This is a genomic window from Pseudomonas sp. NFACC42-2, from assembly GCF_900116055.1.
In the GTDB taxonomy this organism is placed as follows: domain Bacteria; phylum Pseudomonadota; class Gammaproteobacteria; order Pseudomonadales; family Pseudomonadaceae; genus Aquipseudomonas; species Aquipseudomonas marginalis.
Genome location: NZ_FOZO01000002.1, coordinates 166,967 through 178,796 on the forward strand (window position 1 = coordinate 166,967; position 11,830 = coordinate 178,796).

Here is an 11,830-nt window from a genome sequence, read left to right on the forward strand (position 1 = left end):
ACAATGCCTTGGGGGGGCTCCCAAGCCGAACATTTCGACTATGATAGCCCGGTGTGCCCAGTTGGCCTGAGCAGCACAGCACTACTGAAAATATATGTTTCTTGGAGATACACCATGTCTAATCGCCAAACCGGCACCGTTAAATGGTTCAACGATGAAAAAGGCTTCGGCTTCATCACTCCTCAAGGTGGCGGTGACGACCTGTTCGTACACTTCAAAGCTATCGAAAGCGACGGTTTCAAAAGCCTGAAAGAAGGCCAAACCGTTTCCTTCGTGGCTGAGAAAGGCCAAAAGGGTATGCAAGCTGCACAGGTTCGCGGCGAGTAATTCTCCGCTGAGCTAAAAAAAACCCCGTCCATGTGACGGGGTTTTTTATGGGCGTTGCAAAAGCCTGGAAACGATCAGCCGCAATTAACGCGCGTGATCACCAGGTTGTCATCGGTGTTCAGGTTCAGGCGGTCGGAGCGGTATTCCAGCGTGATCATATCGTTGGGCTTGAGGATCCGGGCGTTCTGTGCGCCAGCACGGGTACGGGCCTGCTCCAGCAACTGCGGCGAGGCTTTCTGGCCAATGCTGAATTCGGCGGCCTTCGACTCACAGCGGCTATGACCGGCATCGGTCACGGCGGCGTCTTTGGCTGGCTCAGAGGCACCCGGGGTGCTGCAACCCGCCAACGCGAGTGCTGCCAACAAAGTACCGAATGATGCGAGCTTCCAAGGCATGAAGCCTCCTATTGAAAAATGAACAGAGATCGTGCGACAGCGGTCTGGCCGATAGGTTTCAAAACGTAAACCGCCGATAGGTAAGTCTGCCCGACTATCAGCAGGCATTCGCCCGATCAATCGTGACCAAATATGAGCGCAATCAGTAGACGTCGATGTAATCAAACGGCGGCTTAGGCCAGTTCTGCTTCAGCGCATTGAAAATCTGTGTAACCCAGACCTCATCGCTGGCCGCGACATTGCCGACATAACCGGACCCCTTGGCCCAGGTCTCCAGGCGGAACAGCAGGCCATCGATGTCAGTGCCTCCCACCACCCCAGAAGATATGTAGGCAATTCCGGCCTTGGTCACACGCAACTGGGTATGCTCGTCATCACTGGCACTGGCAATCAGTTGACGCACGGCGGCCAGTGTCAGGTTCTCGGGGTTATTCAAATCGATCTGCACGCGGTGTCCCCCGGCAATTAAACAGGAGGACAGTGTCGCACAGCACCTGCTTCATGCCTAAGTAGCAGTGCCAAGCCCCGCGCAAAATGATTAACTGCGCCGTTTAGAGCCGCGTTCCAGCGCATTGCCCAGCATTTCAACCCGTGAGACCTCCATGACCACCGTAACGCTCCAAGCCGACATCAAAGCCAAATGGCCCCAAGGACAAAGTTCCTACAGCCCAGGAAGCCCGGAGGAACTGGCAATCATCGGTATCGACCTGCTGGTTAAGGAACTCGGCACCCAGGCGGCACAGGCATTCATCGGCCAGGTATTCGAAAAATACCCGGCCGATCACATGGGGGCACCACACCCCGAGCGCGAATAAGAACCGGCTGGCGAACGTCGACCGGGTTACTTCAAGCGTGCCAGGCGCTCGGTGAGCAGATCGAAGAAGCCCTGGGCGTCGCCGTTCTCAACCCAGAACACATTTTTTGTCTGCTTCAGACCGTCGTACCAATCAACGATGGTCTGGCCGAAGGTCGGGCCTTCGCGGCTGTCCACCACCATATTGGCCTGGCGCCCGGTGAACAAAGACGGCTTGAGCAGATAGGCGATGACAGTCGCGTCATGTACCGGGCCGCCCGGGATGCCGTAGTGTTCCATATCGCCCTTGACGTATTCATTGAGAATATCGCCGACGACCTTGCTCGCGTTGTTGTTGATGTCGGCGATCTTCTTCAGGCGCGCCTCGCTGGTCAGCACCTTGTGGGTGACGTCCAGCGGCAGGTAGGTCAGCTTGACGCCACTCTTGAGCACAATCTCGGCTGCAATCGGATCGGCGAACAGGTTGAACTCGGCAACCGGGGTGATATTGCCGCCGTTGAAGTGCGCGCCCCCCATCACCACCACTTCCTTGATGCCTTGGGTGATTTCCGGGTCCTGGGTCAAGGCCAGCGCCAGGTTGGTCTGCGGACCGAGCATGGCAATGGTGATGCTGTGAGGCTTGGCCGCACGCAGGGTCTTGATCAGGTAATCAACGGCGTTGCCTTCGGCCAGGCCCTTTTTAGGCTCATGGACGGTGACGCCGGAAATACCTTCTTTGCCATGGATGTTCTCGGCATAGATCGGTGTGCGCAACAGCGGCTTGGGTGCGCCGGCGTACACCGGGATTTCCTCGCGCCCGGCCCACTCGCGGGCCAGGCGCGCGTTACGCGAGGTCTTGTCCAGGCGCACGTTGCCGGCGACGGTGGTCAGCGCACGAATGTTCAATTCGTCCGGGGAAGCCATGGCGAAGAGCAAGGCCACCACGTCGTCGGCACCTGGGTCGGTGTCGATGATCAAGTCGATTTTTTCCGCCGCTTGGGCGCTGGCAGCAGTGAGTGCGGACAAAAGCAGGACACTCCGAAACAGATTTCTCAGGGTTGGCAGACCACGTTGCATAAAACACTCCTTGTCGTTGGGAAACTCTAGAAGGTTACGCCGGAGACCAGCGCGATATTGCAGTAAGGCTGGCACTCGCCGGTACGCACGACAGCGCGCGCGCTACGGCTCAGTTGCTTGAATTGTTCATGGCTGAGCAGCCTTCGCTCGCCGAGGGCGGCCTGTTCAGCCAAAGCGTTCAGCTCCGTCAGCGCGGGTGGCTGCTTGAGCAGGATTTCTTCCGCCAGCACGTGGCTTTCCACCTGCATTTCACTGAGCACGATACGCAAGGTGCTGATGAAGTCGGGAATGCCTTGGGTCAGCGCCAGGTCGATCAACTCGACCCCGGGCGGCACTGGCAGGCCGGCGTCGCCGATCACCAGGATGTCACCATGGCCCAGGGATGCGATCAACCGCGACAAGGCGATATTGAGCAGAGGCGTCTTTTTCATAAAAGCACAAAACCTTGAACGTCATGCAGCGTAGGAATGGAGGGTTGCGCACCAGCACGGGTGACTGACAAGGCTGCCGCGACCTGGCCGAAACGGATGGCCTCGGCTTCACTTTTACCACTGGCCAGTGCTGCGGCAAAACCACCGACAAAGGTATCGCCGGCAGCGGTGGTATCCACCGCCTTGACCTTGGGCGCCACCAGGTGCTCAAAGCCCTGCCCATCGGCAAACAACGCACCTTGGGCGCCCAGGGTGATGATGACTTTGCCCGCCCCCGCCTTGATCAGGTGGGTCGCCGCGACCTTGGCACTGTCGAGGGAGTCGACTGTCACGCCGCTCAGTGCACTGGCTTCGCTTTCGTTGGGAATCAGGTAGTCGACCGAGGCGTACCAGTCGGCGGGCAACGGGCCGCTGGCCGGCGCCGGGTTGAGGATCACGGTCTTGCCCAGTTCACGTCCGCGCTTGAGGGTGTAGCCCACGGTATCCATCGGCACTTCCAGCTGGCAGATAATCACATCGGCAGCCTGCAGCACCGCATCGGACGCCTGCAGTGAGGCGGGTGTCAGCTCGCCGTTGCTGCCGGCAACGATCACAATCGCGTTCTGGCTGCTGTCGTCCACCACAATCAAGGCCACGCCACTGGAACCGTCCACGGTGCTCACCGCCTGGCAGTCGATACCTTCCACCAGCAAGGCGTCACGCAGTTCAGTGCCATAGGCATCGCTACCGACACAGCCGATCATTGCCACATCCGCACCCAGTCGCGCCGAGGCCACGGCCTGGTTGGCGCCCTTGCCGCCAGGCACCGTGGAAAACGTCTGGCCGACCAGGGTCTCACCGGCACGGGGCAGCCGACTCGCGCGGGTGACCAGGTCCATGTTCAAGCTGCCTATTACCACTACTTTTGCTGGCATACATCAGTACTCATCAATTCGGTTCAGCGGTATTGGGCGAACACACCGGCGACGGGCGCCGTCGATTCACGCAACACGATGCTCGGCGTCACGATGCGTTGATCGATCGGCAGTTGGGGGGTTGCAATTCGTCGCAGTAAAAGCTCGGCCGCGGTCTCGCCCAGTTGCAGGATCGACTGCCCGACCGTGGTCAGCGCCGGGTACACGTAGCGGCCCATTTGAATGTCATCGAAACCGATCACCGACAGCTCGCCGGGCACGCGGATATTGCGCTCCGCCGCCGCGCGCAACACGCCGAAGCCGATCATGTCGTTGCTGGCAAAAATCGCGCTGGGCGGGTTCTGCGCCAGCAATTGCACGGCAGCAGCATAACCGCCGGTGCTGGTGAAGTCGCTTTCCTGGATGCGATTGGCCACCACCGCCACACCGGCCTCATGGAGCGCACGCTGGTAACCCGCCAGGCGCATTTGCGCGACGCGGGTGTGGGCCGGGCCGCCGATGCAGGCGATTTCCCGATGCCCCAGCTCAAGCAAGTGCCGGGTCGCCAGGTAGGCGCCCTCCTCGTGGTCGATGCGTACCAGGTCGACATCGATGCCATCCAGCGCCCGGTCGACAATCACCATGGGCGTGCGCACGGCGCTCAAGCCTGCGGCGAGGCCGCTGTCATCACCGCCTACCGAAGTCACGATCAAGCCATCGACGCGCTTCTCCAGCAACACCCGCAAATAGCTACGCTGCTTCTCTGCGTTGTCGTCGGAGTTGCAGAGAATCACGCAGTAGCCGTTACGCTCACAATAATCCTCGATGCCCCGGGCCAGCTCGGCAAAATACGGGTTGAGGCTGTTGGGCACCAGCAATCCGATGGTGGCCGTGGTCTTGGCCTTGAGCGAACGCGCGACGGCACTGGGCACGTAGTCGAGCTGCTTGATCGCTGCTTCAACCTTGATCCGTACAGGCTCGCTCACCGGGCGCGTCTTGTTCACCACATGGGACACGGTGGTGTAGGAAATACCTGCAATCGCGGCCACATCCTTGATCGTTGCCATGGTTCAGCCTCGCCGACTGGCACGACGGCTGCGATAAGTATCCAGGACCACGGCAATCACGATCACGGCACCGGTGATGATGCGCTTGGTGGGCTCCGTGGCACCGATCTGCGCCAGGCCGGCGGCCAATACCGAAATAATCAACACACCGAAGAAGGTACTGATCACCGAACCACGCCCGCCCATCAGGCTGGTGCCGCCGATCACCACTGCGGCGATCACTTGCAGCTCGAGGCCGGCACCGGCATTCGGGTCTGCCGCTTCCAGGCGCGAAATCTGGAACAGCGCCGCCACACCGGCCAGCAGGCCCATGAGGCTGAACACCAGGATCTTGTACGGCTTGGGATTGATCCCGGCCAGGCGTACGGCTTCTTCGTTGGTGCCGATACCGATCAGGTAACGACCGAATACGGTGCGGGTCAATACCAGCTGGGCGGCAATGATCACCAGCAAAGCGATGATAAACGACGGCGAAATGCCGAAGGCGATCGGGTTGGACAGCCAGGCAAACGAATCGCCGATATAGGCCGTGCGCGAGCCGGTCATCTGGTACGCGACGCCCCGGGCCATTTCCAACACGCCGAGGGACACGATAAACGAGGGAATGCGCCAGGCCACCGTGATCGAGCCGGTGATAGTGCCGGCCAACGCGGCGCAACCCATGCCGAGCAAGGCCGCCGGCAAGACACTCCAGCCCCACCCGAGAATCGCCACGCTGACCGCCGATGCCGCCAACGCCAGTACCGAGCCCACCGACAGGTCGATACCGCCGATGATCAGGATGAAGGTCATGCCCACCGCCAGCACCATCAGGTCAGGAATCTGGTTGGCCAGGGTGCTGAACGTGTCATAGGACAGGAAGTGATCACTGAGCACCGAAAACAGCGCGATCATCGCCAGCAATGCACCGGCCAGCCCCAGGTAGGTGCCCAGGCCGTAGAAGTTGCCGCCGGTTTTACCGGGGGAAGTTGTTAGTTTCATGGGGTATCCCTAAGCACTGCGTCGTTGAGCAGCGCATCACGTTTCTGATAGCCGGCAAAGGCGGCGGCGAGCAATTCGTCCTGGGTCCAGCTGTCGCGCTCGAAGGTTTCGATCAAGCGCCCGGCGGACAGCACGCCGATGCGGTCGCAGATCAGCATGAGTTCACGCAGGTCGCTGGACACCACCACCAGCGCCTTGCCCTGGCGAGTCAATTCACCCAGCAAGGCATAAATGTCGAACTTGGCACCGACATCGATGCCGCGGGTGGGCTCGTCGAACAGCATCACCGAGCAGTCGCGCTCCAGCCAGCGGCCGATCACGACTTTCTGTTGGTTGCCACCGGACAGTTCGGACACCAATTGCGCCGGGCTGGAACTGCGGATCCGCATGGCATCGATCTGACGCTTGGCCAAGGCAGTTTCATCGCGGCTATTGACCAGACCGCCAGCGGAAATTTCCGGCATGTTGCCCAATGCGATATTCGCACTGATCGACTGGGTCAGCAGCAGCCCTTCGCCCTTGCGGTCCTCGGTGATCAGGGCAATGCCATGACCCACGGCATCCACCGGCGAGCGAATACTCACCACCTGGGCCGGCGAGCCCAGGGCGACGGTGCCGCTGTCGGCCAGGTCAGCACCGAAGATAAGCCGCAGTAACTCTGTACGACCGGCGCCGATCAGGCCGGAGATGCCATAGATCTCACCGGCACGCACTTCAAAGGATACGTCGCGGACCTTGTCCGAGCGCGTCAGGCCCTTCACGGTCAGGGCCGGGCCGCCGAGGCTGCGCGGTCCCAGGTCGATGTGTTCACCCAACTCCCGGCCGACCATCAAGGTGACCAGTTGTTCGCTGTTGTAATTGGCCATCGGCTCGACGCAGACCAGCTTGCCGTCGCGCAGTACCGCAATGCGCTGGGCGACACGGGCCAGTTCTTCGAGCCGGTGCGAAATATAAATGATCGCCACGCCTCGGGCCTGCAGGCGGGTGATTTGCTCAAACAGCATCTCGACTTCGCGGGCCGTGAGCATCGCGGTGGGCTCGTCGAGGATCAGCACATGGCAGTCGCCGATCAGGTTGCGGGCGATCTCGACCATCTGTTGATGGCCGATGCCGAGGCTGCCGACCAGGGTGTCCGGATCGATGGCGTCGAGACCGACCTGGGCCATGGCCTCGATCGCGGCTTTGCGCAATTGCTTGCGGCTGATCCAGCCACAGTGGCTGGGCAGGTTATCCAGAAACAGGTTTTCGGCCACGGTCAGCGTCGGCAGCAGATTGAGTTCCTGCATGACCATGCGCACGCCCAACGCTTCAGCCTGGGTACGGCTGGCCGGACGGTAATCCTGCCCCTGGAATTGCATGTGCCCGGTGGTCGGGGTGACCAGCCCACCGACGATTTTCGACAAGGTACTCTTGCCCGCGCCGTTTTCACCGGTCAGCGCCAGTACTTCACCCCGGTTAAGCGTGAGGGTGATGTCGGACAGAACCGGTTGGGCATAGGTCTTACCGATACCGCTGACCGAGAGGACAGCGTTCGGGGCGGAAGATGACATAGGAAAATCTCCAGGCGTCCGCCCAGGACGGGCGGACGCTGTTGGGTGCTGCCAGGATTACTTCTTGAGGACAAGTTCGACCGGGGTTTCGATCATGCCGTCCTTGGCATCGACTTTCTCACCCTTGACCAGCTTGAGGGCGTTCTGGATACCGAACACCGCTTGCTGCGCAGCCGCCTGGTCGGCGGTCGCCAGCACACGACCGTCTTGCAGCATCGGCTTGATGGCGTCGATGTTGTCGTAACCCACCACCAGGACCTTACCGGCCTTGCCTGCTGCACGTACGGCAGAGACGGCGCCCAGGGCCATGTTGTCGTTACCGGCCAGCAGCGCCTTGAGGTCCGGGTGTTCGCTGAGCATGGCCGAGGCCACTTTCTGGCCCTGGTCAATTTCCCAGTTGCCGGATTGGGTGGAAACGATCTTCATACCGGCAGCGTCCATCGCATCCTTGAAGCCCGCGGTGCGCTGCTGCGCGTTGGTGGTGGTCGGTACACCTTCGATGATGCCGACCTTGTCGCCGGCAGCCAGTTGCTTGGCCAGGTAGTCGCCCACCAGTTTGGCGCCTTTGCGGTTGTCGGGGCCGACGAAGGGAATATCGAGGTTTTTGCTTTTCAGCACGTCCGGGTCCAGGCGGTTATCGATGTTGACGATCTTGATCCCGGCTTTAGAGGCATCCTCCAGCACTTTTACCAGGGCCTTGGAATCAGCAGGCGCGATAACGATGGCATTGACCTTGGCCAGGATCATCTGCTTGACGATACCGATTTGCGCGCTGGTATCGGTTTCGTCCTTGATGCCGTTAGTGATCATGTCGAAATCGGCGGCATGGTCTTTCTGATACGCCTTGGCACCGTCCTGCATGGTCACGAAAAATTCGTTGGCGAGGGATTTCATCACCAGGCCGACCTTGGGTTTGGCGGCAGCGTCATCAGCGAATGCAGAGGAGAAAGGTAAGGCGGCGGATGCGGCAGCAAGCACAGCGACAGCAAGAAGACGTCCAGCGAATGGCAGCTTCATGGGTTCACTCCGATCTTATGATTATTGTGAGCAACGCGTGCACCGAAGTGTGCTTCGGCGGCCCTCCCACCCGGGTGGCTGATACGAGCTGACAGGAGACTCTAATTAAGGGTCTCATGAAACATCTCGCAAACGTTTGCGTTATCCAAACTATGAGAACCTTGTCGAGATTTGTCAACGGTAGAACATGGCCTTTCATGTAAGACCTCCAGCCCCGGCTCTTGCGTCCTGCGAAGGCCGCTCTTAAACATCTGCCACGTTCGGTCGTTCTCTGAAACGACAGGTTTTGGCGCGGCACTCAGGATTCTTTCGTCATAACTTTCGGACAACCGAACGCCACACCCCAGGTTGTTCGGAAAGCCGGACATCCAGCAAGCAAAACCTCATCGCCCAATCAATAAAAATTTATATATATCAACAATTTAATTTATATGCTCGAACATATTCGGCATGGTACAGATCCTGCTCCTACACAGCGCCTGGAGGCATTCAGCAATGCCCAGGTGTTCTAGATGAACCTGCTACAGCACTCATCAAAAACCAGAGAGAAAAATAATGAAATCTGCATTGAAGAACTTTGTTCCGGGGGCGTTGGCCCTTCTGCTGCTGTTCCCCGTTGCCGTCCAGGCAAAGGAGGTTGAATCCAAGACCAAACTGTCCAACGTGGTGATCCTCGCCACCGGCGGCACCATTGCCGGCGCGGGCGCCAGCGCCGCCAACAGTGCGACGTACCAGGCTGCCAAAGTCGGTATCGAGCAATTGATCGCCGGTGTTCCTGAGCTTAGCCAGATCGCCAATGTGCGTGGCGAGCAAGTGATGCAAATTGCGTCCGAAAGCATCAACAACGAGAACCTGCTGCAACTGGGTCGCCGCGTCGCCGAACTGGCCGACAGCAAGGACGTGGACGGCATCGTGATCACCCACGGTACCGACACCCTGGAAGAGACCGCCTACTTCCTGAACCTGGTGGAAAAAACCGACAAGCCTATCGTGGTGGTCGGCTCCATGCGCCCAGGCACCGCCATGTCGGCCGACGGCATGCTCAACCTGTACAACGCCGTAGCCGTGGCCGGCAGCAAGGATGCACGTGGCAAAGGCGTACTGGTGACCATGAACGACGAGATCCAATCGGGTCGCGACGTCAGCAAGATGATCAATATCAAGACCGAAGCCTTCAAGAGCCCATGGGGCCCGCTGGGTATGGTCGTTGAAGGCAAGTCCTACTGGTTCCGCCTGCCAGCCAAGCGTCATACCATGGACTCGGAGTTCGACATCAAGAACATCAAGAGCCTGCCCGATGTTGAAATCGCCTACGGCTACGGCAACGTGAGCGACACCGCCTACAAGGCACTGGCCCAGGCTGGCGCCAAAGCCATCATCCACGCCGGCACCGGCAATGGTTCGGTGTCGTCCAAAGTGGTTCCTGCGCTGGTGGAATTGCGCAAGCAAGGTGTGCAGATCATCCGTTCTTCCCACGTAAATGCCGGGGGCATGGTGCTGCGTAATGCCGAACAGCCGGACGACAAGTACGACTGGGTCGCCGCACTCGACCTGAACCCGCAGAAAGCGCGGATTCTGGCGATGGTCGCCCTGACCAAGACCCAGGACAGCAAAGAACTGCAACGGATGTTCTGGGAATATTGATTCCTGCCGGCATCTCTGTAGAGGCGGGTTTACCCGCCTCTACTTCATGTGTAAATCCCGCAACCAACACCTCCCCGCCTTACACCAAGTCATCTAAACCACTGTCAGACGAACTTAATGAATTTTAAGCAGTTGCGAAATTGCCTACAGTTAAATACTGTATGCACGTACAGCTTATTAAGGAACACTCCGTGGCAAAGTCCTCTTCCGCAGCCCTAACCCCACCTGATGCCTACGAACGCCTGGCCATTCGTGTGCAAAAGATCATCAACTCCACCAACGCCCAAAAAGCCAAGGCAGCCTTGATCTTCCGCTTGCCGGACGAGCCAGAAGACGAGTGGCAGCGCTTGCTGGAGGAAATCGCGGAGAACGACAACGTCACCCTCGCCTATCGGGATGACGGCGGCGTGCAGATTTTCTGGGTTGTGCCGAAGGAAGATTGATTCAATGAGTGCCCGTTTTATTGCAGTGTGCTGCCTGCTTTTTGCTGTCACTGCCCATGCCCAGGCGCCCCGAACCTTCAGCGAAGCCAAAAAGGTCGCCTGGAAGCTGTACGCGCCACAATCCACCGAGTTCTATTGCGGCTGCAAATACACCGGCAACCGCGTTGACCTGAAAGCCTGCGGCTACATCCCACGCAAAAACGCCAACCGTGCCGCGCGCATCGAATGGGAGCACATTGTTCCGGCCTGGCAGATCGGACATCAGCGCCAGTGCTGGCAGAACGGTGGACGCAAGAACTGCACCCGCCATGACGACGTATTCAAGCGTGCCGAAGCGGATCTGCACAACCTGGTGCCGAGCATCGGCGAGGTCAATGGAGATCGAAGTAACTTCAGTTTTGGCTGGCTGCCGCTGCAAAGCGGACAGTACGGTTCGTGCCTGACCCAGGTGGATTTCAAGGCCAAGAAGGTCATGCCGCGCCCGTCCATTCGCGGGATGATCGCACGCACGTATTTCTACATGAGCAAGCAGTACGGCTTGCGCCTGTCGAAACAGGATCGCCAGTTGTACGAAGCCTGGAACAAGACCTATCCGGTACAAGCCTGGGAGCGCCAGCGGAACCAAACGGTGGCGTGCGTGATGGGCCGCGGCAATGAGTTTGTCGGCCCGGTTAACCTGAAAGCCTGCAGTTGAACAGGGGCGGTACTGCCGCCCGATCTGCTGTTACTGCGCGGTCTTGTGCTCGATGATCTCGGACACCGTGTCAGTTTTCTTGGCCCGCGCCATCTTCTCGTTGAGCAGCGTCTGCTTGGCCTCGGCCTCGGCCCTGGTTGCAAATGGCCCCAGCAGCACTTCGTCCTTGCCGTCGACCTTCACGATATAAAAACTGAACCCGTGTTCGAGCAACCAGGCGGTCAGGTCGGTGATTGCCTGCAGCTTGTGGTCCGGCGGGCCTACTCGCAGGTCCCATTCCTGGGCAGCAATCGCGCCGGTTTGTGGCTGGCTTTCGGTTACGGCAGGCTTGACCTTGGGAGCATCGACGCTTTTGCCTTCACCGCAACCGGCCAATGCCAACACCGCAATTGCCATCGCTACTTTACGCACTGCCCTGCTCCTTCAACGGATAAAGAGGCGACTTTATCATTCGCTGTCTATTCTGGCCGTCATAAACGTTGGCTTAAACAATGCGAATGATGTATCCCAGACCTGTA

At 59.2% G+C, this 11,830-nt stretch carries 15 protein-coding genes; 5 read left to right on the top strand and 10 right to left on the bottom strand.

Annotation, left to right across the window (positions count from 1 at the left end; genetic code table 11):
• Positions 1-114: 114 nt before the first annotated feature.
• Positions 115-327: a cold-shock protein gene (locus tag BM416_RS04530; protein WP_003234260.1), complete on the top strand. Its 213-nt coding sequence runs from the start codon at positions 115-117 to the stop codon at positions 325-327.
• A 74-nt stretch (positions 328-401) separates the two neighbouring features.
• Here BM416_RS04530 and BM416_RS04535 read toward each other — a convergent pair whose 3' ends face one another.
• Both BM416_RS04535 and BM416_RS04540 read right to left on the bottom strand, forming a co-directional pair.
• Complete coding sequence (locus BM416_RS04535; protein ID WP_027604108.1) at positions 402-722, bottom strand: I78 family peptidase inhibitor; 321 nt, start codon at positions 720-722, stop codon at positions 402-404.
• A gap of 142 nt (positions 723-864) precedes the next feature.
• Entirely contained in the window at positions 865-1,170 is a 306-nt protein-coding gene (locus BM416_RS04540; protein WP_092485984.1) for a hypothetical protein, read from the bottom strand.
• 154 nt (positions 1,171-1,324) lie between these two features.
• On the opposite strand from BM416_RS04540, the gene BM416_RS04545 reads away from it, so the two are divergent.
• Complete coding sequence (locus tag BM416_RS04545; RefSeq protein ID WP_092485987.1) at positions 1,325-1,537, top strand: hypothetical protein; 213 nt, start codon at positions 1,325-1,327, stop codon at positions 1,535-1,537.
• A gap of 26 nt (positions 1,538-1,563) precedes the next feature.
• Here BM416_RS04545 and BM416_RS04550 read toward each other — a convergent pair whose 3' ends face one another.
• Genes BM416_RS04550 through BM416_RS04580 form a run of 7 tightly spaced genes read right to left on the bottom strand, consistent with a single transcriptional unit; the run spans position 1,564 to position 8,531 of the window.
• Positions 1,564-2,592 (bottom strand): nucleoside hydrolase, encoded by a 1,029-nt coding sequence (locus BM416_RS04550; RefSeq protein ID WP_092485990.1) that lies wholly within the window; start codon positions 2,590-2,592, stop codon positions 1,564-1,566.
• Between the two features lie 26 nt (positions 2,593-2,618).
• Positions 2,619-3,023, bottom strand: coding sequence for a D-ribose pyranase (rbsD, locus tag BM416_RS04555; protein WP_065927260.1), 405 nt, complete (start codon positions 3,021-3,023; stop codon positions 2,619-2,621).
• A complete protein-coding gene (rbsK, locus tag BM416_RS04560; protein ID WP_092485993.1) occupies positions 3,020-3,937 on the bottom strand; it encodes a ribokinase in 918 nt (305 codons plus the stop codon). The genes rbsD and rbsK overlap by 4 nt, the downstream gene beginning before the upstream one ends.
• A gap of 23 nt (positions 3,938-3,960) precedes the next feature.
• A complete protein-coding gene (locus tag BM416_RS04565) occupies positions 3,961-4,983 on the bottom strand; it encodes a LacI family DNA-binding transcriptional regulator (protein ID WP_092485998.1) in 1,023 nt (340 codons plus the stop codon).
• A 3-nt stretch (positions 4,984-4,986) separates the two neighbouring features.
• Positions 4,987-5,964 (bottom strand): ABC transporter permease, encoded by a 978-nt coding sequence (locus BM416_RS04570; RefSeq protein ID WP_065927257.1) that lies wholly within the window; start codon positions 5,962-5,964, stop codon positions 4,987-4,989.
• Positions 5,961-7,514 (bottom strand): sugar ABC transporter ATP-binding protein, encoded by a 1,554-nt coding sequence (locus BM416_RS04575; RefSeq protein WP_092486001.1) that lies wholly within the window; start codon positions 7,512-7,514, stop codon positions 5,961-5,963. The genes BM416_RS04570 and BM416_RS04575 overlap by 4 nt, the downstream gene beginning before the upstream one ends.
• Positions 7,515-7,571: 57 nt before the next feature.
• Positions 7,572-8,531, bottom strand: a complete 960-nt coding sequence (locus tag BM416_RS04580) for a sugar ABC transporter substrate-binding protein (RefSeq protein ID WP_092486003.1) — start codon at positions 8,529-8,531, stop codon at positions 7,572-7,574.
• Between the two features lie 555 nt (positions 8,532-9,086).
• On the opposite strand from BM416_RS04580, the gene BM416_RS04585 reads away from it, so the two are divergent.
• From BM416_RS04585 to BM416_RS04595, 3 genes are all read left to right on the top strand, one after another.
• Positions 9,087-10,175: an asparaginase gene (locus BM416_RS04585; protein ID WP_092486006.1), complete on the top strand. Its 1,089-nt coding sequence runs from the start codon at positions 9,087-9,089 to the stop codon at positions 10,173-10,175.
• Positions 10,176-10,366: 191 nt separating this feature from the next.
• Entirely contained in the window at positions 10,367-10,618 is a 252-nt protein-coding gene (locus BM416_RS04590) for a DUF1654 domain-containing protein (RefSeq protein WP_174562738.1), read from the top strand.
• Positions 10,619-10,622: 4 nt separating this feature from the next.
• Positions 10,623-11,312, top strand: a complete 690-nt coding sequence (locus BM416_RS04595) for an endonuclease (protein ID WP_092486009.1) — start codon at positions 10,623-10,625, stop codon at positions 11,310-11,312.
• Positions 11,313-11,342: 30 nt separating this feature from the next.
• Here BM416_RS04595 and BM416_RS04600 read toward each other — a convergent pair whose 3' ends face one another.
• A complete protein-coding gene (locus tag BM416_RS04600) occupies positions 11,343-11,708 on the bottom strand; it encodes an SPOR domain-containing protein (protein WP_175539040.1) in 366 nt (121 codons plus the stop codon).
• Between the last annotated feature and the right edge of the window lie 122 nt (positions 11,709-11,830).